A 23,499-nucleotide genomic window follows, 5' to 3' on the forward strand; every position below is an offset into this window, starting at 1 on the left:
AATCACTCTAAATTGATCTATGGTGTCTTTGAAAGTTTTAATTGATCAATTACAGCAAAACGAATATCGCGTTTTTCTGCAATCAATTTTATCCCTGGCTGCTGAAGATTTAAAAAGTCTAATCCTTTTTCTTTCCCACTAATTAAAAAGTCAGTAATAGCGATTTTGTAAGTGCGTTGGGGGTCGAGGGGTTGACCTTGAATTAACCAATTTTGAGAATTCGCTTCCTGACTAATTTTAGCTGTTTGCAAATAACCACCAGTCCCTTGATTAGCTTTTCCTTGATTTAATACTTTTTGTAAAAGTTCGCCATTCATCTCTACAGCCACAACTTTACCGCCAAAAGGCAAGATGCGAATTATGTCGTATTGGGTGATGGGGCCTGGTGGTATAACATCATCAATCCGAATTGAACCGCCATTAAACACGGCTAAATCTGCGTCAGGTACTTCTTTTAACATCGCCTCAGCAATTAACTCTGTCAAATTTGTCGATTTGTTGCGAACGCTGGATTCTAATCCATCTAAAGCAAATGTGAGTTGAGTAATTACTTGATTGGGGTCAAAGCCATTGGTAATAAAGGCTTGATAACCTTTTTCTAGCCATCCTTGCACTACTTTTGCTGTTTTTGGTTCTTCAGGAATCTGATCTGTAATTGGGACTAAGCGAGAGTTAATTACCAGACTTTTTTTGACAGTATCGTAATTCAATTGATGAACGTAAACTGTACGTGCATTCGCATCAGCTTTAAAAATCGGTGTAAAATCTCGACCCCGCCATTGTTGAATATTTTCATGTTCATGACCACCCAGAATTACGTCTATTTCTGGTACAGTTTCGGCTAGTTGGCGATCGCTGGCAATTGATAGATGGGTCAAAGCTACGATAATATCAACTTTACCTTTGAGGCTATTTACCTGCTGTTTAGCTGCGGCAATGGGATCGGTGTAACTGACGTACTTTGGTTGATTGCTGTTGAGGGTGACACCGATTAATCCTACCCTAACTACAGCTCCGCGATCGCCTTTGACGTTGAATACTATTGTACGGGGAACACCTCTAAAGGGTTTCCCTGCATTATCAGAAACATTACTCGATACCCAACGAAACCGCGACTCTCGCAATCTTTGATAAAACAGATTTTCTGGTAAGTCAAATTCGTGATTACCAAAAGTCACATAATCCACACCCAAGGTATTCATCACAGCCACCATTTGCTGACCAGCTAGGGGTGTACCGTTGATTTTAGCAGTTCCCAAAGCCGAAGGACTCAGAAAATCTCCGGCTAAGACCGTGTAGGTGCGGGGGTTGTCTTGGTAAAGCTGTTGTCGTAGAGTGGCGACACGGGCTAAACCTCCACGCGTCCCTCCTTCCACTGGCGTAATTTCGTAGACATCGTTAAGTTGCAACAGGTTAATTTTGACAATTTCCGCCAACACTGGAGTAGTTAAAGTTACTGTCACCAATATTTGTAAAACTACACTGCAACCAAAATAAATAAGTTTCATATTTAGCTTGTACAACCATTAATCTACGGAACTGATTTTACTCATAATTAACAGGGAACAGGGAACAGGGAACAAACGGACAAACTGTTCCCCGTTGCCCGTTAAGAGTTCCCTACCCCAAAGAATGTTGATTTTTGTATCAGTCATAGTTACCAAAACTGTAACGATGACCAAGGTAGAGACTGCTGAGGAATATTCTAAGTAATTAATAACAGATGTAACAGCAAAAATTCAGTGTGAGGAGTTAGTCATGTCTAGCCGCATTCCGTCTCCAGTTTGGCAAAAAGTTAGTATTGCCACACTATTATTATTAATTCCACCCGTGGGAATGGCGATCGCTCGTCAGTCTGTTACTGTCGCCCTACCAGCAAATCTAACTCCTCCCAGAATTAGCTCAAATACCTCGATTCTTCCTCGTCACCCCGACTATCAAGCACTCAAAGTATTAGTTCAAAAGTATAGTTGTGTTGTCTCTGTACAGAACTTCGGCAAAGTTGCTATAACTCGCACAGAATTTGCCACAGTCTTAAGTGCCTGTATAAATCGCAGCCAAGAGTTAACCGCAAATAACCCCAACGCAGTTAGCCAAGCCGATATCCAAACCCTACAACGCTTACAGGCTCAGTTCGCACCAGAGTTAGCAGCTCTCAAAGTTAAGCCAGATGAATTAGTCGAAGATAGTACCATTACCCAAAGTCCGACAACTAGAAAGCTTACTCCAGCCAGCAAACCAATGTTGGCACTTCCTAGTGTGCCTCCTCAAAATCAATTTCTTAACCGTTCCAATCCCTCATATTCCGGCAAAGTTACTACTGAAAACCAGCCAAATAGCCAATTCAACACAGAAAGTTACAACCGCATTGATGATAATCCCTTTCATCACGTCAATAATGAACCCCTGTCCACCTTTTCCATTGATGTAGATACAGCATCCTACAGTAATGTCCGCCGATTTATTACCCAGGGGACATTACCACCTAAAGATGCAGTGCGAGTTGAAGAGCTGATTAATTATTTTCCTTATAATTATCCCCAACCACAGGGCGATCGCCCTTTTTCTGTGACTACAGAAGTGGCTAATGCTCCCTGGAATTCTCAACACAAGTTAGTGCTGGTGGGTTTGCAAGGTAAACGCCATACCAGTGCCACTTTACCACCCAGCAACTTAGTATTTCTGATTGATGTCTCCGGTTCGATGGATCAACCAGACAAATTACCCTTGGTGCAGCAGTCCTTGAAATTACTTGTGAATCAACTGCGCCCTGAAGATAAAGTCAGTTTAGTAGTCTACGCCGGCAATGCTGGATTAGTCTTACCAGCTACACCTGGAAGTCAAAAAGCCAAAATTTTGGCAGCAATTGACCGTTTGCAAGCTGGAGGTTCTACAGCGGGGGGTCAAGGTATTGAGTTAGCATACAAGATAGCTAAACAGAACTTCCTCAAATCTGGCAATAACCGAGTAATTTTAGCTACCGATGGTGATTTTAACGTCGGGGTTTCTAGTGATGCCGAACTCACGCGATTAATTGAACAGAAACGAGACCAGGGAATTTATCTCACGGTGTTGGGATTCGGCACTGGTAACTATAAAGACTCAAAAATGGAGCAGTTAGCGGATCGGGGTAACGGCAACTATGCTTATATTGATACTTTATTAGAAGCCAAAAAAGTTTTAGTCAATGATTTGCGGCAAACTTTGTTTACCATTGCCAAAGATGTGAAAATTCAAGTGGAATTCAATCCCGCAAAAGTGCAGGCCTATCGATTAATTGGCTATGAAAACCGCCTTTTGCAAAACCAAGACTTCAACGATGACCGCAAAGATGCAGGAGAAATTGGGGCTGGGCATTCTGTCACAGCACTTTATGAAATCATTCCCACCGGCATCACCAGCGATGTGAAACTACCACAGATAGACCCCCTGCGATATCAGCGTCCTGGTGCAGCTACCCCTGATATTGGCGCGAATGAATTGATGCAGGTGAAACTGCGTTATAAATTGCCCCAAGCCAACACCAGCCAATTAATCACCCAAGCCATCCAAGATAGTGATTTGCAAAGCACTCAGACACCATCTACCAACTTCAGATTTGCATCTGCCATAGCTGCCTTTGGTATGGTGTTGCGTGACTCTGAGTATAAAGGGAATGCTAACTATAATTTGGTGATGAAATTAGCCACGCCAGCAGTCGGGGAAGATAAAGAAGGCTATCGGCGTGAGTTTATTCGTTTAGTAGAACAAGCTAATACTATTGCAGTGGAAAAGTGACGGGGATTGGGGACTGGGGACTGGGGATTGGGGACTGGGGATTGGGTGACAAGGTAGATTTTACTCCAATGCCCTATTCCCTATTCCCTATTCCCGTCAAAACCTATTTTGATACTCAATTACAGCCCGGCTATCATCTTCTAAATTAGTAGAAGCACGCACGCGAATTTTATCGTTAATGCGGTAATTAATCCCCCATTGGAAGGGGTCATTGGCTGTCAAAATCTTAATACTAGAAATTGATAATTTTGTAGACAGATCCACGCCGGCTTCGGCTGCTAATTCAATAGAAGAACCACTTTTACCTGCTTCGGGATTATCAGAAATTACTGTGGGGAATATCCTCAATTCACTTAACCCAAAGGCAGTGCCGATTTGGTTAAAGGCAGACTGGAAATTATTAAATACTGCTGAACCGGCAATATTAATAATACCCAAGGTGCTATCACCTCCTCCTTGGGCGGTGACAAATCCACCACCCAATAAGGCGACAATTTCGTTTTCGCTGCGGGAGGGGCTGCTTCTTAATTCTAGGCTTTGGTCGAGTTTGCTGGCTTGTCCTTTGACGTTAGCCTCTACCCGCACTGTTTCTAATGCCGCTAAACCCGTGGGACTTAATCTGCTATCACTAAAGTTACTGTCTTGGACGACATCCAGAACTTTCGCAAATAGTTGTACATCTAAATCGGGGTCGCGGGGTTGATTGGCTCTAAAGGTGGCGGTATGTTTATAACCGCTAGCTAGTTTAAATTGGGTGGTGAATAGGTTTACGCCACCGTCTTTTAATTGGATAGTGCCTACGGGGATGGGATCAGCGAACGTACCACTGACAATCAAGTTGCCTGTGGCACGGAAACTTAAGATAGGTGGACGGGTAATTTGCAGGTTTTTGCCTAATTCTAGTTCTAAATTATTAAAGCGCGCGATCGCCCCTGCACTATTTACTTCTTGTTTGTCTTGTTTGTTGAGTTTGGTGAGTGATATACCAGCGTTATTATTTTGCTGCTGCTGGGCATTGGTAGATTCTGCTAACAAGACTTGACCATCATAGAGGCTGATTTTACCGCCAATCGCTGGTTTGAGGGCTGAACCTGTAATTTGTAAGTTACCGCTAGCCCCGCCTTGATATAGTCCCTTCAGGTTTAAGTTTAATTGCTCTAGTTCCACGGTGAGGGGATTATTAATTGCCAGTTCGGTGTTAAAAATTGGTATTTCCCCTGCGGCTGCGACTTGGCCACGGCTAAATCGACCTTGGAGACTTTCTACTAAAACACGGTCAAAATCGAATTGAATTTTACCGGTGACGCGTCTGATTTTCCCTGGTAAAGCTTGAGCGGAGAAAGTGGCATTATTGACGGTGGCAATCCCATTTAATATGGGTTTTTGTCTAGTTCCTCTGACTGTTAAATCAATTTCACCTGCGCCTTCTTCAAAGGCGATTTGGTTGGTTAACAGGTTTAATAATGCTAATCCCTCATTCTGCACCTTCACATCTAAGCTGATTTGGTCACTATCGGGATTTGTGGTGGCGAAGGGCAATTTATAGGGAATACTGCCATTGATGTTGACTGGTTGCGGCCCAGCGATGGCAACGATACTACCAAAGTTCAGGCGACCGTTGGCATAACTAAAACTGGCGTTGGCTGATTCTATGGCTTTGTCGTTGAGTTTACCTTCAGTAATTTGCATTTCTCCCCTGGCTTGGGGGTTGCCAATGCTACCTGCTAAAGCTGCTGTACCACTCAGATTCCCAGTGATGCCAATAGGCAGTCTGACAAAGTTATTCAGCACCTCTATGGGGAAGTTATTCACCCGTAATTGTCCTGACTGGTCTGAGCCGCCAATGTTACCAGCAAAGGCTACAAGACTATTAGCTGATTCAATGCGTAATGGTCGCACTTGTAATACCCCATTGGCAAAGCTACCTTCGGCAATGATTTTGTCAGCACGATAGAAACGGTTTTCTTCGTCTTCTTTACCCCAAGTAAAGTTTTGTCCGTTCAAATTGAATTGTACAGATAAACCTTCTGGTGTACCCGTGTCTAAAGCCACATCGCCGCTAAAGGTTCCCTGTAAATCTGCTAATTCGGGAATTGGGGAAGCGGTGCGTTGTTCTTCTCGGTCAGCTATGAGGCGATTAATCTGGGCTAGGCGTTCGATTTGGTCAAGTAAAGGACGATTAGGTAAACCTTGGGGTGCGGTATTGAGGTCGGCTGCACTACCGTAACTAGACGGCGAACCGTTGTTTTGCAAATCTTGGATGTCAAAAATCTGGGCTACAGTGAGTACGTCTTGGATATTGCCTTGGCTGACGTTGAGTTTACCTTGAATTCTTGGCCCTTGGGCAGTCGGGGCAAGATTAGCAGTGAGGGCGTAACGACTATTGCCTTTAATAAATTCACTACTGCTAATGCTAGCTGTGCCATCACTATAACGGAATTGCGCCGCCAAGCGATCGCCTTTAATTCTGCCAATTTCTGGTTTGGCGATCGCTAAGTTGGCACTAGTAGCAAATGTGCTTTGATTAAATTGGATATCTCCTGTTAAGTTTCCTGCGAGTTTCCCTGCACCCAAACGCAGATTTGGCGGTGGTGATACATTCAAGATTTGTAAGGGGAAGCTAGCCACTTGCACACTCCAGTTATCCCCCTTAACTTGACCCTGGGCTGAGGCTTGTTGCCATTTTACCAAGAAGGATTCGGGGCGATTATTGCCGTTGAGATTTAAGGCGATGCGGTCATTATTGCCCCTCAAATCTAAATTTAAACCCTGTCCCTGGGCTGACTGCACACTACCCTTAAGTACAGGTTCAAAGGCAATACCCTGGACTGCCAAATCTTTTAAGGCCAATTGTCCGGCTACATTCGGTAACGGTAATTTCCCAGTCACCCGACCGTTAAAATCTAACCTACCAGCCACCGCTACCTGATTGGGTAGATTCACTGGTAACTGTTGTAAATTAAAATCTTGGGCTTGGACGTTGAGATTTAAGGCGGTAATTTCTGGGATACCTGGTCTATTGGCATTGGCGGCTATTTGTCCACTCACATTTAAGCCTGGTGCAGTGGCTTGCTGAATTGTCAACTGTTCGCCATTCCAAGCCAAGGAAGCGACTAAGGGGCGTTCTAGCCCTGGTAAACCTTGGGATAACTGTACCTGACCAGCAGCTTCGATATCTGCTAATCTCGTCGAACCTAGATTTCCTGCTAGTTGCAGTTGTCCGCCTAATTGTCCCCGCAGTTGTTGATTAAAGCGATTTAACTGTACACCTGTAGCTGCGACTGTGGTTTGATAACGACCGTTAGCCAGTTGAATATTAGACGCTGTAACTTGACCACCTGCGACATTTAACTGTCCTTGACCTCTGGCTTGGATGGTATTGGGACTGAAGGAATCTACACTACCAGCAACATTTAATTGACCGGTTAAGTTACCTTGAAACTGAGGCGGTACAGTAGCCAAGCGTTGCACAGGGACGTTATCGGCTTGGATTTGGGTTTGATAACGACCGTTAGCCAGTTGGATATTAGCGGCGGTAATTTTACCCTGACCAACATTGATGCTGGCTTGTCCACTGGCTTGGATGGTTTTAGGACTGAAGGAATTGACACTGCCAGAGACATTTAGCTGTCCAGTTAAATCACCTTGCAGTGGAACTTTCGCCAAACGTTGCACAGGGACACTGTTGGCTTGGATTTGGGTTTGATAACGACCGTTAGCCAGTTGAATGTTAGCGGCGGTAATGGTACCGTTACCGACATTAATTTTGGCTTTTCCACTGGCTTGGATGGTATTGGGACTGAAGGAATCTACACTACCGGCGACATTTAATTGTCCAGTTAAATTACCTTGTAGGGGTACAGCCGCTAAACGTTGTACAGGAACATTATTCGCTTGCACTTGGGTTTGATAACGACCGTTAGCCAGTTGAATATTGGTGGCGGTAATTGTGCCATTACCTACGCGTAAACGGGCTTCCCCACTGCCTTGAAGAGTTTTCAGATTAAAATTTTCTCTATTGCCAGCGATTTGAAATGTCCCATCTAGGGGGTTAGCTAAAGCTGGGGGGGAATTTTTGAGGATGTTTCCTAGACGGACATTATTAGCGATGAAGCGGGCGGTGAAGTTTTTGTCTTGTAATTGAATACTAGCGATCGCAATCCTACCACCACCAATCTGCACCCCCGCATCTTGGGAACGAATATTGACGATTTGGAAAGGTTCAGCTGTCCCCGCCAGAATGAAACGACCGTTTAATTCTGTCCCCGCCAAAGATATATTTTGCAGTTGATTGGGGTTGATAAAGGGTTGTAAACTCACCCTTGAAGCTTGGGCGACAGCTTGCCAACGCTGATTCGCAAAACTCCCACTACCTTGAATTGTCCCCCCACCTACCCGCGCCACCACATTGCGAAAATTAATGTTACGATTAGCACCAACTATCACTTCCCCCGTGGTAGGATAAACTGCCTGTGGTGCGGCAAATTGGACGAAAGTTTGGGTATTTGTAGGTGTACCCGTCACCCTGGCTGTAGCGTTAACACTGCCAATTTTTACAGCCACATTAGGATTATAGAGTTTAGCGATCGCATCTCCAGCCACTTGATTGGCGGCAAAACTCAAATCGAGTTGGGGATTTTTTCCTAACTGAATAATCCCACCACCTCTAATCTCACCACCGACTGTAGTTTCTCCCAGAACGTCTTCCAACTTTATCAAAGCATCCTGGGTGTTGAATGCAAAGTTACTACTAACTCTTTTAAAATTAATCTTATCAATTTGGGCAGTTTTCACAGTGGTGACACTACCTAAAAGAACGGGGTTATCAACATCCCCCACCACCTGTAATTTCGCCTGTAATTGTCCAGCCACAGGTACAGGCAGTTTTAATTTTAAAGTTTCTTGGGCTGTAGCGACACTCACCCCATTAATGCGCCCAGCTAACTTAAAACCTTTAATACTATCAATAATTCCCGCCGCCACTAGGGGAATTTTGCCGTAGTTAGTGGTGAGATTTTCGAGTTTAATTTCTGTTCCCTGAAAATAAATACTACCTTGGCTATTAATAAACGGTTGTGGTGTGCGGGGAATTTGCAGTGTCACCCCTTCTAAATCAGCACTACCATACAATAAAGGCTTCTGCTCTGGCGCGAGTTGAACTTTTAAATCACCGTTTACCCGACCCGTTTGTAATTCCAGAGGTAATTTTACCAGTTGAGTGACGTGTGCAGCCAGCATTTTTTCTGCTTGCACCTCTATATTCGCCACCAAAGTCTTAGGACGCACATCCCCAGCCAAGGTAATGTTACCGCCAGTCTCCGCCTGACCTTGGACTGCAAATTTCACCAATTGGTTATTTTCTAAAAATTGGGCAGATCCCAAAAGTTGCGAAAAAGCGATGGGAGAAGCCGCAACATCTTCCTTGTCTACCTTGTCTGCTGGTTCCCCAACTTCCGCCACCTCTTTCTTTTGGGGTAAAAGTACCAAATTGCCATTCCGCAGACGCAGTGTATTTAAATCAGTTTTAATTGCTCCCGCCTCTCCTGGAGGAGCTAAAGTTGTGGTAATCCAACGCCCTTGATTATCCTGTTCAATGTAAGCATCAGGATTAACTAAGGTGACATCTAGTTTTAACTGACGATTAAAAACTAACAGCCAAGGGTTGAAAGTAACTTCCACCGCATCGACATCCGCCTTGTCGGGGTCTGTAGCTGTAGGGGGGATGGAAGAAGCCCCAAAATTTACCCCCGTGAGGGAAAATTGACTAACTTTGCCCAGTTTCACCGGACGGTTTAGCGTATTGGTCAGACTTTTTTCTGCTAAAGGCGTTAATTCATTCTGCACAAAAACCCATAATCGCCAAGCACCGCCGATTAAACCTAGCAGTAAAATACTGCCCAAGGTAATACCACCACGTTTCAAAACCCGCAACCATAGACGCTGGCGGTCAGAATTACCGGACTGATGATCTTGAGGGGAAGAATTACTCATGTGGCTTCACTTCTCTTTTCCTGAACGTGGTAGGCACACTACTAGCACTATGGGCATATTACTACGCCAATACCAAGATACAAACCAATCTCATCCTTTGGCATTCGGATGAATGCGTAGTAGTCAATAGTCATTACTCATTAGGGAACAGGGAACAGGGAACAGAATCTTTAATTTTGAATTTTGAATTTTGAATTGATTAGCCCCCCTACACCCTGACACCCCTACACCCCTAAACTTATAGATATACATAACAATGTAAGGACGGATGATTACGCCAATGCGGGTTTTTGTGTTGATTTTTAACGCTAATACGGAAAATGAGGGGATTCATACAATTCAGGTGGGCGATCGCAATAAAATTCTGATGTTTGAATCTCAAGATGATGCTATCCGTTTTGCCCTGATGTTGGAGGCTCAAGATTTCCCAACTCCTACTGTGGAAACAATGGATGCTGAGGAAATCAAGGAGTTTTGTGTAAGTGCTGACTATGACTGGGAAATTATCCCAGAAAATAGCGATCTTGTCATTCCTCCTGAAATTAATGTTGAAGAAACCGATTGGCAAGCCGATGGGCAATATGATGATAATTATGAGGATGGTCTAGACTTTGATGATGTTCCGCCTGCGGAGGAAACGGAATTTTCTGCGGCTGAATTAGAAAAGATTCGCCGCAAATTAGAAGGATTGTTGTAACTTAGTCATTTAGTCATTAGTCAATAGTCCATAGTTGATGGGCTATGACACAGATAACAACGAACGCGCAGGCTACCATAAATGACAAATTTACAAGAACGTGGGCATTTACTGACGGAACAAGTCAATCCTTTGAGCCTGAATTTAGACCAGCTCAGTTGTTTGGAGTTGGTAGAGTTGTTTAATAGTGAAGACTATAAAGCAGTAGAGGCGGTAGCGGCGGCTAAGGAGGAGATAGCCCAGGCTATTGCACAAACAGCCGCCCGTTTGCGTCAGGGTGGACGTTTGTTTTACGTGGGTGCGGGAACAAGTGGACGCTTGGGGGTATTAGATGCGGCGGAATGTCCCCCAACTTTTTGTACACCACCAGAGTTAGTTCAAGGGATTATTGCTGGTGGTGCTGGGGCTTTAGTACGCAGTTCTGAGGATTTGGAAGATAGGGCGGAAGACGGAGATAGCGCGATCGCTCAACGTCATGTTACTCAGTTAGATGTAGTGGTGGGAATTACCGCCGGCGGCACGACTCCTTTTGTTCACGGTGCTTTAAATGCTGCCCGTCAACGGGGGGCATTGACAATTTTCATCGCTTGTGTACCAGCCGAACAGGTGAGTTTTGAGGCGGATATTGATATTCGCTTGTTAACAGGGCCGGAGATTTTAGCCGGTTCTACCCGTCTCAAAGCCGGGACAGTCACCAAGTTGACTTTAAATATCCTGTCTACTGGGGTGATGGTGCAACTAGGCAAAGTTTACGGCAATCGTATGGTGGATGTCGCAGTCACAAATCAAAAGTTACGTGATCGCGCTTTACGCATCTTACAAGACCTCACAGGTTTAAGTCGAGAAGCTGCCGGTTATCTTTTAGAACGTAGCGGTAAATGGGTGAAACTGGCATTATTATTGCACTGGACTGGTTTAAGCAAAGAAGCAGGAGAACAACTTTTATCTACCCACCAAGGTAATCTCAGAGAAGCTGTCGCTAGTTATAAGAATACTTAGTAAATTTGAGTGCTGAGTAACGAGTGCTGAGTAATGAGTAATAAGTAATGAGTAACTAGTGCTGAGTGCTGAGTAATGAGTAATAAGTAATGAGTGCTGAGTTTTGAGTAAAAAGTAAAACTAATTGCACGGGCTGAACACCCCGCTACCGCTAACAGCAAAAAATACGTCCTTACTTCAATCCCCCAGTTTTAACTATGGGAGTATACCCAGCACCGGCTAAACGCCGCGCTATCGCTAACAGCACTCAAAACTCAGCACTCAAAACTTCTGAAAATGAATAAATTAAAGTTATCTACCCAATTAAGTTAGTTAATAATGTGGCTTTAACTACGCTCTTGATGGGAATTAGTGGGATAGACTAAACGAGTATCTTTCATCTAAATATTAACTTTCACTTATTCACAAAGAGGGTTACTAATGACTAGAGAAGGGACTAAGGTTATTCTATGGGAAGAACAGCAAAGAGACTACATCAAGAAATTCTATGATTTACAATTTATACCCAGAGTTGGAGAGGAAATTTATCTCAGGAAAGAAACTTGGAAAGTCAAGAGAATTGAACATGATATAGAAGTAGATGAAGTTAACATCTACATGGAAGTAATGAAGAAGAGTAAGCAGGATAAGGATAGGGACAAAGATAAGGATAAGGATAAACCTCCAGTCAAACATAATGAATGATTCAGCCTTCACTATTTTTATTATCTTTGGGAGCATCTGGATTTTAATGGCGACAGTAGCAGTAATTGCTCTTTTCAAAGCAGATGGGCAAGAAATTCGTTTCGGTAAGACGGGAGTTATCATTACTCTGTCTATTATTCTTCCCATTGTTATCACTCTTGCCTATGCTGCTTGGAGAGGTACTTTCTAAATTTTTTCTTTTATAATTAGTGCATCTTCAATGAATTTACAAAATCAAAATCAACGTCTTCAAATTAATTTAAATCTCTCACAAGAATTATATAAAACTATCGATAATCTATCACAACAAATTCAGGGCGATCATGCTGATGTTTTCCTCAAAGCACTAGCACTATTAGAAATAGCTGTAGAAGCCAAGCAACAAGGTAAACATCTCTGGATTGTGGATGATCATGAAAATTTAGAAACTGAAATTTCGGGTATCTGATACCAATTTTGGATTTTAGATTTGAGATTTTGGATTGGAAACGGAGATTTAGAAGCTATTCTATAGGACTAAGGGAACACCAAAAAATAAATTATCCCAAATAAACAGCTTAGTAGGGTGCGTCAGTGCGATAAAACCTAACTATACCAAGAGATTATTCATACTGACGCACCCTACAATTTGGATATTTTTTTATCTGGAAGTCCCTAATATTTGATTTCTAAAATGTACATAGGATGTGTTAGCGACAGCGTAACGCATCTACCGCAAAGTTTTCGGTGCGTTACGGCTTACGCCTAACACACCCTACACATACTACTTATACCAATTTGGTATAACCAATATGACAAATGTTAAGTATTTATCAGAGATAATTGCTACCAAAGGTGAAAATCCGCTAATTGTCTCAATCATAAATCAAAATTCTCAAGCGGATGCAGAACTTGAGCGTCAGTTGCGAGAATTGCAATTTAGGCAAGAACTAAGAAAAGACTGGGTTTTATTTATAGTGCGAGATTTAGTGATATTTTCTACGACTATCTTGTTTCTGTTACTAGTGAGTGGTTATGCTTTATTTATGCACATTTATCGATAAAAATATAAGAATAATATTTGAAGGCTACAGTACACACAAGTTGCTGCATCGACATTGCGAATATATCGTCTGACATTGCGAATGTATCGCCTGGCATTGCGAATGTATTGCCTAACATTGCGAATGTATCGCCTGACATTGCGAATGTATTGCCTAACATTGCGAATGTATCGCCTGACATTGTGAATGTATCAACTAACTATATTGTTTGTACACAGTAGCCTACAAGGAGAGTGGTTACGGGTGAGGTCAAAAAGCACTCATGGAATTTACGTTAAGTTACTATTTTGTTAATGCCAAAATTTTCTCAAAATCAAAGTTATTCACTAACTGTGTTAAACCATTAGCTAAATGAGTATGGGATGCAGGGATTTGATTAATTAATTGTAGAATTTGTTTGCCATTAACTTTAGTCGCGCAGTCCTGTAGTTGTGCTATCCATGTAGCTGGCATAACGGCTAAATCTTGGGCTGTGAGAGTGTAGTTGTTGGTGCTATTAATATTTGACTCGACTGCATAAAGATAACTTACTCTTAAATACTGCGCCATTTTGTCAAATATTTCTTCTGTGCGGAAAGGTTTACGCACGAAGTCATCACAGCCGGTAGATAATGCAATTTGTCTGTCTTCTTCAAAGGCACTACCACTTAAGGCAATGATAATTGTTGTGGGATTACCGACGGCTTTGATTTGTTTGGTCGCTTCATAGCCATCCAATACAGGCATTCTCATATCCATCCAAATTAGATGCGGTTGCCAACTTTGCCACAAATTAATTGCTTCTTGTCCATTAGTGGCGCAACCTACTTCAAAGCCTACAGGTGTCAACAACTCTATCAATAATTGTCTATTTTCTGCTTTATCTTCAGCGACAAGAATGCGATATTTTGGTTGTCCGGCGATAAGTCCAATAACTTGCTGATTGGTTTTTGGAACTTCAATTTGTGCCGTGAGAACTGCTTGAGTTTGAATGGTGAATTGAAAAGTTGAACCAACTCCCACCTGACTGCTAACGGTAATGTCTCCCCCCATCAACTGCACAAAACTACGACTAATTGCTAATCCTAGTCCTGTTCCTTCTTGAGATTTACGGCCGCTTTCGGTTTGCACAAAGGGTTCAAAGAGGTTTTTTAGTTCTGTTTGTGAAATACCCAGCCCAGTGTCCTCTACCTCAAAATTTAGTGTCAGTGGTTGTTGATTGACTATTGACACCCGTAAACTTACCTTGCCTTTGGGTGTGAACTTAATCGCATTTCCTAATAGGTTGACTAAAATTTGACGTAACTTACTTTCGTCTGTGTAGATATATTTGGGTAAATTAGGTGCTAAGACAAAAGTTAGCTCAATATTTTTTGACTGGGCTTTAAATTGAAATACTTGTTGTAACCAATCCAATAAAGCCGTTAAATTAAAATTAGTTTCGTTGAGTGTGGTACGTCCCGCTTCAATTTTGGACATTTCCAACACATCGTTAATTAAAGTCAGCAGATGTTCACCACTGCGTCTAATGGTTTCTAAATAATTTTGCTGTTGGGAATTGAGAGAACCACTACGCATCATCAACTGCACAAACCCAGAAATCACATTTAGGGGAGTCCGCAGTTCATGACTCATGTTAGACAAAAACAGACTTTTAGTTTTGTTAGCAGCTTCAGCTTTTGCCCTGGCTGTTTCCGCTTCTTTTATACTTGCTGCTAACTCGGCGGTGCGGAGGTTAACTACTTGCGTCAGGTTTTGTTCACGGGTGGCGACTTCATGCGCCATATATTGGAATGTGCGTGCTAGTTGTCCTGGTTCGTCAGCCCGTTGCGCTACTTTGATGATGTCTGGGGAATCAAAGCCTTGGACTTGCTCAACAGTGATTGTACCAGCACCAACTTGTTGGGCGATCGCTGTTAGTTGTTTGAGTGGTTGAATGACTGTCCCTTTCAAAAATCGATTAATTAACCACACACCCAAGGCAAACACAGTTACCACAATACTCATCACCAACGTCAGAGTGTGACGCACACGCATAAACACTTCATCGGCTGGGACATAAATTGTTTGTGCTGCAACGATTTCATTCAACTTCCAACCAAACCCACCCTTTGTTCCGTAAGTTTGAATCATACTTTTGGGGGCTAATGCTGGCTGACTATGACACACTAAACAGTTTTGTTGAGTGACTTTTAGTGGTCTAGCAATATAAAACAGAGTTTCCCCATAAATAGGCCGATAACCAGAAAGTTTAGTCTTTTGGGGTTGTTGGCGAAATTGTTCCACCAATTGAGTTTCAAACTCATCTGCTTGGTCACGGGGGTTTGTGGGGTTGAGTGTCGCTTCTTTATAGAGAAAGCTTTGATATTCGGGGTGAGTGCGAAACTGTTCAAATACTTGTCTAGCCGCATACCCAGGAACAGTTTCAGGGATAAATACTGGCGCAGTTAGTAGTTGATTTTCCAAGAGGGGATTAATACTGTTATCGGTGTACTCCCTCACGGAGTTCATCGTCTGGGCTAAAATTTCCGCTTTGGTACTGACATCTTCTTCTGCTAAATGTTGCATAGCAGAAGCCAAAATCATCCCACTTAAGCAAATCCCACCGAGAAAGACTAGTGTGAGTAGTAAGGTAAATTTTGTTCCCAGTTTTAGCTTCCTGAGCATTTTCACCCCTCTGCTCATGTGCGTATGTTCAAAAGTATATAATTTTAGCTAAGTTTTCTGAGTGTAGATTTTTGACGCACGCAGATACACTCTTTTACCCTCATACTCGCGTCCCTTATGAATGCCAATTCCCCCAAAGGCGACATCCTCATTGTTGATGACACATTAGATAATTTACGTCTGTTATCGACAATGTTGATGCAGCAGGGATATGAGGTTCGCAGTGTCACTAATGGTCAAACAGCGTTAATGGGAACACAAGCCCAACCTCCTGACCTAATTTTGCTAGATATTAATATGCCGGGGATGAATGGCTATGAAGTGTGTCAGCAATTAAAAGCCAATTCTCAAACACAAAGAATTCCGATTATTTTTATTAGTGCTTTAAATGAAGTCTTTGATAAAGTCAAAGCGTTTACGGTCGGGGGAGTAGATTATATTACTAAGCCGTTTCAGGTGGAAGAAGTTTTGGCGCGGGTGGAAAATCAATTAACAATTTGTAGATTACAAGGAAAGTTACTCCAGGCTTTAGCACAAGAAAAGGCACTCAACCAACGCATAGAAGTAATGGCGGCTGTGGAAGAACGCCACCGCATCGCCCGCGATATCCATGATTCTTTGGGTCACGCCTTAGTCGCCCTCAATATTCAAATGGAAACTGCCCTGACTTTATGGCAAACTGACCCCGCACAAGCCTACGAATTTTTAAAAGAGGCGAAACAACTGGGTTCTGATGCCTTGAAAGCTGTACGTCAGTCGGTCTCAGAAATTCGCTCTGACCCATTGCAAGGTCAACTTTTAGAAAATGCGATCGCAACTCTCACTCAGGAATTCTACCGCACCACTGGCATCTCTCCTCAATGCCATATCGATTTATCTCACCCCTTCTCTCATCAAGTCAATACCGTCGTCTACAGAATCATTCAAGAAGGATTGACAAATATCTGCAAATATGCAAACGCAACCCAGGTGCAAATTCAAATTCATACCACGGCGGCGGGTTTGTTGTTAGTTCTCCAAGATAATGGTAAAGGAATGTCAATTGATCTGTCTGCTGCCGGTTTTGGACTGCAAGGTATGCGAGAACGAACAATGGCTGTAGGTGGGCAATTAGAAATTCACAGTCAACCTGGGGCTGGTTGTCGAATTACCGCAAGATTTCCGAGGTTGGGAGTATGATTCGAGTATTAATTGCAGAAGATCAAGAGATTGTCCGGCGGGGTTTAAAAACCTTATTAACGACGAAGCCCGATTTACAAGTGGTTGGCGAAGCCGAGAACGGACAAAGGGCAATTCAACTAATTGAAGGTTTACAAGCGCAATTTCTCCCGCCGGATGTGGTACTCATGGATATTCGGATGCCGGTAATGGATGGAGTCGAAGCCACAAAAATCATTTGTCAGCAGTTTCCCAGGACTAAGATTTTAATTCTCACCACTTTTGATGATGCTAAATATGTGGCTGAGGCTTTGCGCTTTGGTGCTAAGGGTTATCTATTAAAAGACACACCGGCTGAGGAATTAGCAGAAGCCATTCGCTCAATTCACAAAGGTTACACCCAATTTGGGCCGGGAATTGTCGAAAAGATGATGGCGAATGTTTCAGTTATTGAAACCGATAAGCCGCAGGAGTTACCGCCGGGAATGGCAGAACTAACGGCAAGAGAAAAAGAAATTTTAAAAATGATTGCCAAAGGCGCGAGTAACCGCGAAATTGCCCAAGCCGTCTTTCTTTCTGAAGGGACAGTGAGAAATCATATCAGCAATATCTTAGCTCGCCTGAATTTACGCGATCGCACTCAAGCTGCAATAGTGGCGAATTCTTTTATGTCTTGGTTGGAGAATTAAGGGTGTAGGGGGAGAAAATTTAATGCCCAATGCCCGTACTTTAGTTTTGAATTTTGAATTGATTAGCCCAATGACAAATGTCATATCAGGTACATGACATTTATTCGATGTGGACAACCTAGATTACGGGATATCTTAAATTCATCGAAACGAGGACAACGGTTGGTGAGTTAACTAACCTCCCTCAATCGCCCAACTCCTTCTACAAAAGGAGTTCAGAGATAAGTTTAACAGGGTTCAGTAAAGGTCAAACTTACTTTTACTTACCTGCAAAATTTTAGTTCAACTTAATGCTTTCGTTTGCTAACGCCGATGGTTGCAATTACTGCACATCATCTGCGCGGATGCGTGTTCACTCAAATTAATTTTTACTCAACAAACAATTAGGAGTTTCCATCATGTCTGCTACCAAAACCAACAAAATCAACAAATCTCTGTTACAAGTAGTTGCACTTATCGGCGCAAGTCTACCTTTATTCACTATGACTTTTGAACGTCCAGCAATGGCACAATCTGCAAACAACCGTCATTGTATTGATGTGCAGAATATTGGAATTTGTGCTGAAGAGAAAGGTCAAGGCTATGAATTATATGCTCAATTTGGGCCAGTTACCAGTCAAAAACAATACGTCGGTCGTGATGGGGGTTGTGCAACCTTCGGTACAATTAGTGTCGCTGGTTCTCATGCTCAAGTCAAAGGTTGCATTAAAGGCAGTCCAGTACGTTTTGAGGGTAAAGCTGAAGTTTGTGGCTTCCGCAAATGTAAGGGTAAAGAGTTTGCTTTAAATTTATCTGGTAACGGTAATACCTCTCAACCTCCCGCCACACCTCCTGCTGTCGCTCCATCTACCATTGGTAAGTATGAATTGTACTGGGATGGTGTACGCGTCGGTACAGAACCATCTTGGACAAGAGAACAAGCGATCGCTAACTTGGAGGACAATAAAAAAGCTTATCCTAATAAGAAAGTAGAAGGTTTGTTTAACGGTCAAAAAATTGGTTATGAATTGATATGGGATGGTGTACGCGTCGGCTTTGAACCATCTTGGACACTAGAACAAGCGATCGCTAACTTGGAGGACAATAAAAAAGCTTATCCTAATAAAAAGGTTGAAGGTGTGTTTAACGGTCAAAAAGTCGGTTATGAATTGATTTGGGATGGTGTACGTGTCGGTTTTGAACCATCTTGGACAAAAGAACAAGCAATCAATAACTTGAATTTTAACAAACAGTCTTATCCCAATAAAAAAGTCGAAGGTTTGTTTAACGGTCAACAACTCTAATATTTGACTCAATTAATATTAGCTTTAATTGCCAAGTTTAGCTCCCCGAACTTTTCAACAAGTAGGGGAGCTTGTTGATTGTAGAGCATATAGAATGAATAGAGCCATTAGCTAACAATTATTTTTTCTCATATGTTTATCTAATCACAACTAGAGATTGACTTTAGTATTTAAATTACTAATTTCTTCTTGTTGATTATGTTTATAATTTACTGAACATAAATTGTAATTATCATCACAAATTAATAATTAAAGAATGTTGTCAACGCACATTTAAATATTTTGTATAGGCAATATACTGAAATTGCAAGCAAGGATACATTATAGAAGAGTTATTTTTGCTAATCAAACTTTTTTAAAGAAATGTTGTAATTACTTTTGACAACTAGTGAAAAAATCCTTAAGCTAATAGATAGGACTCACTCACTCAACAACCAACAGTAATTTTGTTAGGTAAATTAAAAATCGCTGTTGTAGCTTATCAGTATGAACAAATGAATTAAACTCAATCATTGACTATAAATAATAGCCTCACTTAATTGACAACAAATAGGCAAATTATAACGTAGCCAGATGTCGCCACGACTATCTAGAAATCAATTCTGGTTATGCAGGTAAGCCTATGTGGATGTGAGTGAATGTCAAGTATTGAGATGTTAATGAGGTGCGATCGCTATGCCAAGGAGAGGAGAATGCTTGATTATCTTACATCTTTAAACGATCACAATTTACCCTACCCAGACACAATACATCCCATCGTCGTTCACTTTGTAATTGCGATGGTGTTGTTTGCATTTGTTTGTGATCTGATTGGTTATTTCACAGGTAAAGCTCGGTTTTATGAAGTGGGTTGGTGGAATTTATTTGTTGCTACCATTGCCATTTTTGTCGCCATTATTTTTGGTCAGTTTGAAGCTGGCTTGGCTAAACCCTATGAAGTAGCTAAATCTGTACTGAATTTGCATACCTTAATTGGTTGGTCATTGTCAGGTATTATTGCCGCCATGACAGCTTGGCGATATGTACTGCGGGCGCGTAACCCCTACAAAATTCCTATCCACTACTTAGGAGTAGGGTTAATTTTAGCCTTAATTGTGGGTGTACAAGTTTATCTCGGAGATGAACTGGTTTGGGTCTATGGGCTACACACAGTCCCAGTGGTTGAAGCTGTTAAGGATGGTATGCTGCCATGAACTCAGAACTAATTGAGCAATTAAATATCCAATTAGGAGCGAACGGATTACCTTACACAATTCCGATTCATCCCAACCTAGTGCATTTGACCTTGGGCTTATTCATCATCGGGATTACTTTTGATATCGTTGCTGTGCTTTTCCCTTTTCAAAAATGGGTGTTCAAATTTTTGGGAATGACAGTTGAACGGGAAAACCTCTTTGATGTTGGTTGGTACAACATGGTAGGTTCAACCGTCATCACCTTTTTCACAGTGGCCGCAGGCTTTTATGAAATGTTTCTCGCCACACCCACCCCTGATATCAAAAGTGCTTGGGGACTAAAAGCCATGCAAACCATGATGTGGCATGGGGTAGGTGGTGTATTTCTGCTGGGTTTAATTGCTCTCATGACTTTATGGAGGGCATGGCAACGTTATGTCTGGTCTGAAGACCAAGACCAACAAGTGCAGTTGTGCTATTTAGTTACAGGCGTGTTCATCATGTTCATCATGTATCTTCACGGCACTTTAGGAGCGCAATTAGCAGCTGAATTTGGTGTACACAACACAGCCGATAGCTTACTGCGTTTAGGTGAAGACCTCAATAACGTCCTCAAGTAAAGGGAGAAGTAACGGAGAAATTGAGGATGTTGACTATTGACCCTTGACTCTTGACTATCAACTATGAAATTTCGGACATTTTTCAATATTTTTACGCTGATAGTAGGAGCGATCGCGATCTCTACTGTTAGCCTGTGGGTAGGTAAACTCGCCTATTCCTGGTTGCCTCCCCAAGCGGCGGCTGAATCTCACTTAATTGATGATTTATTTAGCTTCTTGGTAACTCTAGGTGCTTTCATCTTCCTGGGTGTAACTGTTGTTTTGATGTACTCTTTGTTGTTCCATCGGGCAGATAAAAATGACTGGAGTGATGGCCCCCACATCGAAGGTAATATCACCCTGGAAGTAGTTTGGACAGCTATTCCGATTTTCCTGGTGTTTTGGATTGCAGGTTACAGCTACCAAATCTATGAACAAATGGGGATTCAAGGCCCCACAGCCTTGGGACACCTACACAACCCAATGGAAATGAAGTCAGCTTATGCTGCTACCGATGATGAAGGTGGAGTAATTGCAGCTGAACCTAGTGAAAAAATTGACGTAATCGCGAAACAATGGGCGTGGGTCTTCCACTATCCTGACAAGAATGTTACCAGCACCGAATTGCATTTACCAAGCGATCGCCGTGTGCATTTAGCCCTACATTCCCAAGATGTACTCCACGGCTTTTACATCCCTGCATTCCGTCTTAAACAAGACATTGTTCCTAATCAAACCATTGATTTTGAATTTACCCCCATTCGCGAAGGTGAATATCGTCTGACCGACTCTCAATATAGCGGTACATACTTCGCCACTATGGAAGCAAATGTGGTTGTGGAGTCTCCAGAAGACTATCAAAAATGGTTAACTAAAGTCGCTACTCACAAACCCATGCCCGCTTATAACCAAGCTGCGGCTGAATACGCCCAAAGCAGTAGTCAGCCAGTCAAAACAGGCTGGGAAACCGTCGCACCTGCTGCCGCACCTTTAGTTAATTACCCAGGCTAAAAGGAACATCAACACATGACCAATATCCCTATTGATAGGCTCGATCTCCCTGTGGAGAAGCCTCAGCACGGACACGGTGGCGGTGGCTGGAAGGAGTATTTCAGCTTCAGCACCGACCACAAAGTTATCGGTATCCAATACCTCGTTACTTCTTTTATCTTCTTTCTCGTCGGCGGTATCTTCGCCATGATTTTGCGGGGAGAACTCATCACCCCAGAATCAGACTTAGTTGACCGCACCGTTTATAACGGGATGTTTACCATGCACGGTACAGTGATGCTGTTCCTGTGGACATTCCCTTCCCTCGTGGGTTTAGCTAACTACCTAGTTCCCCTAATGATTGGGGCGCGGGACATGGCTTTCCCCCGCCTCAACGCCGCCGCCTTTTGGATGGTTCCCGTTGTTGGGATTCTGTTGATGGCGAGCTTTTTTGTTCCTGGTGGCCCGGCTCAAGCTGGTTGGTGGGCTTATCCCCCAGTGAGTCTGCAAAACCCCACTGGTCACTTAATTAATGGTCAAGTGATTTGGCTGTTGGCGGTGGCGATTTCTGGTGTGTCCTCAATTATGGGGGCTGTAAACTTTGTTACTACTATCGTCAAAATGCGTGCGCCAGGAATGGGCTTCTTTCGGATGCCTTTGTTTGTCTGGGCAGTATTTAGCGCGCAGATTATCCAATTGTTTGGTTTACCTGCCCTGACAGCTGGTGCAGTCATGTTGTTACTCGACTTGACTGTGGGTACTGGCTTTTTTAACCCCACCAATGGCGGTAATCCGGTGATGTTCCAGCATTATTTCTGGTTCTACTCTCACCCTGCCGTTTATGTGATTATTCTGCCTATTTTCGGGATTTTCTCCGAGATTTTCCCCGTTTACGCCCGTAAGCCTCTATTTGGTTACAAAGTAGTTGCCCTGTCTTCCATGCTAATTGCGGTAGTCAGTGCAATTGTGTGGGTACACCATATGTATGTCAGTGGTACACCTGCTTGGATGCGGATGGTATTCATGCTAACTACTATGTTGGTATCTGTACCAACAGGGATTAAAGTATTTGCTTGGGTTGCTACTATCTGGGGCGGCAAAATTCGCCTCAATACACCCATGCTGTTTGCTTTGGGTGGTTTGATTATGTTCGTGTTTGCGGGTATCGTCGGCATTATGCTTTCCTCTGTACCCGTGGATATTCACGTTAACAATACCTATTTCGTTGTCGGACACTTCCACTATGTCCTCTATGGGACAGTGACAATGGGGATGTATGCAGCCATCTATCACTGGTTTCCCAAAATGACCGGTAGAATGTACAACGAAGGTTGGGGTAAAGTACATTTCTGGTTAGCATTTATCGGTACTAACCTCAACTTCTTACCCATGCACCCATTAGGATTGCAAGGGATGTTACGCCGAGTTGCTTCCTACGCACCAGAGTATGAAGGCTGGAATATTGTAGCTAGCTTAGGTGCATTCTTGTTGGGGATGTCTACCTTACCCTTTATTTTCAATATCCTAGTTTCTTGGATGCAAGGTGAAAAAGCACCTGATAATCCTTGGCGCGCTATTGGTTTGGAGTGGCTAGTTTCTTCTCCTCCACCAGTAGAAAACTTTGAAGAGATTCCCGTAGTGATTTCTGAACCCTACGGTTACGGTAAATCAGAACCCTTAGTGGCAGAAACACACAGTCATCAACATTAGGGAAATGCAATTGCGGAAGAGTTTCCAGACGAAAAGAACAAGCTTCTTTTTGTCTGGT

Annotated in this window: 17 protein-coding genes; 14 read left to right on the top strand and 3 right to left on the bottom strand. The window is 42.8% G+C overall.

Annotated elements, in window-relative coordinates; translation table 11 throughout:
- Positions 1-17: 17 nt before the first annotated feature.
- On the bottom strand, positions 18-1,508 hold the full coding sequence (locus ACQFX9_RS27960; protein ID WP_427159780.1) for a bifunctional metallophosphatase/5'-nucleotidase: 1,491 nt from the start codon (positions 1,506-1,508) through the stop codon (positions 18-20).
- Between the two features lie 250 nt (positions 1,509-1,758).
- On the opposite strand from ACQFX9_RS27960, the gene ACQFX9_RS27965 reads away from it, so the two are divergent.
- The gene (locus ACQFX9_RS27965) at positions 1,759-3,777 is read left to right on the top strand and encodes a YfbK domain-containing protein (protein ID WP_427159781.1); all 2,019 of its coding nucleotides are present in this window, start codon (positions 1,759-1,761) and stop codon (positions 3,775-3,777) included.
- A 96-nt stretch (positions 3,778-3,873) separates the two neighbouring features.
- Here the strand turns inward: ACQFX9_RS27965 and ACQFX9_RS27970 are convergent, their stop codons facing one another.
- Positions 3,874-9,768, bottom strand: a complete 5,895-nt coding sequence (locus tag ACQFX9_RS27970) for a translocation/assembly module TamB domain-containing protein (RefSeq protein ID WP_427159782.1) — start codon at positions 9,766-9,768, stop codon at positions 3,874-3,876.
- 268 nt (positions 9,769-10,036) lie between these two features.
- Between ACQFX9_RS27970 and ACQFX9_RS27975 the strand changes: the two genes are divergently transcribed.
- The 6 genes from ACQFX9_RS27975 to ACQFX9_RS28000 all read left to right on the top strand — a co-directional run bounded on the left by ACQFX9_RS27975 (position 10,037) and on the right by ACQFX9_RS28000 (position 13,191).
- Positions 10,037-10,465, top strand: a complete 429-nt coding sequence (locus ACQFX9_RS27975; protein WP_427159783.1) for a DUF3110 domain-containing protein — start codon at positions 10,037-10,039, stop codon at positions 10,463-10,465.
- An 81-nt stretch (positions 10,466-10,546) separates the two neighbouring features.
- On the top strand, positions 10,547-11,464 hold the full coding sequence (gene murQ, locus ACQFX9_RS27980; RefSeq protein ID WP_427159784.1) for an N-acetylmuramic acid 6-phosphate etherase: 918 nt from the start codon (positions 10,547-10,549) through the stop codon (positions 11,462-11,464).
- Between the two features lie 420 nt (positions 11,465-11,884).
- Positions 11,885-12,148: a hypothetical protein gene (locus ACQFX9_RS27985; protein WP_427159785.1), complete on the top strand. Its 264-nt coding sequence runs from the start codon at positions 11,885-11,887 to the stop codon at positions 12,146-12,148.
- Positions 12,141-12,338: a hypothetical protein gene (locus tag ACQFX9_RS27990; RefSeq protein WP_427159786.1), complete on the top strand. Its 198-nt coding sequence runs from the start codon at positions 12,141-12,143 to the stop codon at positions 12,336-12,338. The genes ACQFX9_RS27985 and ACQFX9_RS27990 overlap by 8 nt, the downstream gene beginning before the upstream one ends.
- 30 nt (positions 12,339-12,368) lie before the next feature.
- Complete coding sequence (locus ACQFX9_RS27995) at positions 12,369-12,596, top strand: DNA-binding protein (RefSeq protein WP_427159787.1); 228 nt, start codon at positions 12,369-12,371, stop codon at positions 12,594-12,596.
- Between the two features lie 343 nt (positions 12,597-12,939).
- A complete protein-coding gene (locus ACQFX9_RS28000; RefSeq protein ID WP_427159788.1) occupies positions 12,940-13,191 on the top strand; it encodes a hypothetical protein in 252 nt (83 codons plus the stop codon).
- Between the two features lie 282 nt (positions 13,192-13,473).
- Here the strand turns inward: ACQFX9_RS28000 and ACQFX9_RS28005 are convergent, their stop codons facing one another.
- Positions 13,474-15,837: a c-type heme family protein gene (locus ACQFX9_RS28005; protein WP_427159789.1), complete on the bottom strand. Its 2,364-nt coding sequence runs from the start codon at positions 15,835-15,837 to the stop codon at positions 13,474-13,476.
- A 117-nt stretch (positions 15,838-15,954) separates the two neighbouring features.
- On the opposite strand from ACQFX9_RS28005, the gene ACQFX9_RS28010 reads away from it, so the two are divergent.
- The 7 genes from ACQFX9_RS28010 to ctaD all read left to right on the top strand — a co-directional run bounded on the left by ACQFX9_RS28010 (position 15,955) and on the right by ctaD (position 23,441).
- On the top strand, positions 15,955-17,016 hold the full coding sequence (locus ACQFX9_RS28010; protein WP_427159790.1) for an ATP-binding response regulator: 1,062 nt from the start codon (positions 15,955-15,957) through the stop codon (positions 17,014-17,016).
- A complete protein-coding gene (locus ACQFX9_RS28015; protein WP_427159791.1) occupies positions 17,013-17,684 on the top strand; it encodes a response regulator transcription factor in 672 nt (223 codons plus the stop codon). The genes ACQFX9_RS28010 and ACQFX9_RS28015 overlap by 4 nt, the downstream gene beginning before the upstream one ends.
- A gap of 398 nt (positions 17,685-18,082) precedes the next feature.
- Positions 18,083-18,967 (top strand): hypothetical protein, encoded by an 885-nt coding sequence (locus ACQFX9_RS28020; protein WP_427159792.1) that lies wholly within the window; start codon positions 18,083-18,085, stop codon positions 18,965-18,967.
- Positions 18,968-19,659: 692 nt separating this feature from the next.
- Positions 19,660-20,160 (top strand): DUF2231 domain-containing protein, encoded by a 501-nt coding sequence (locus ACQFX9_RS28025; RefSeq protein WP_103138767.1) that lies wholly within the window; start codon positions 19,660-19,662, stop codon positions 20,158-20,160.
- Positions 20,157-20,762, top strand: coding sequence for a DUF2231 domain-containing protein (locus ACQFX9_RS28030; protein WP_427159793.1), 606 nt, complete (start codon positions 20,157-20,159; stop codon positions 20,760-20,762). The genes ACQFX9_RS28025 and ACQFX9_RS28030 overlap by 4 nt, the downstream gene beginning before the upstream one ends.
- A gap of 63 nt (positions 20,763-20,825) precedes the next feature.
- A complete protein-coding gene (locus ACQFX9_RS28035) occupies positions 20,826-21,752 on the top strand; it encodes a cytochrome c oxidase subunit II (protein WP_427159794.1) in 927 nt (308 codons plus the stop codon).
- A gap of 15 nt (positions 21,753-21,767) precedes the next feature.
- Positions 21,768-23,441, top strand: coding sequence for a cytochrome c oxidase subunit I (gene ctaD, locus ACQFX9_RS28040; protein WP_427159795.1), 1,674 nt, complete (start codon positions 21,768-21,770; stop codon positions 23,439-23,441).
- Positions 23,442-23,499: the final 58 nt, after the last annotated feature.

Source organism: Aliinostoc sp. HNIBRCY26, from assembly GCF_050235535.1.
In the GTDB taxonomy this organism is placed as follows: Bacteria; Cyanobacteriota; Cyanobacteriia; order Cyanobacteriales; family Nostocaceae; genus Trichormus.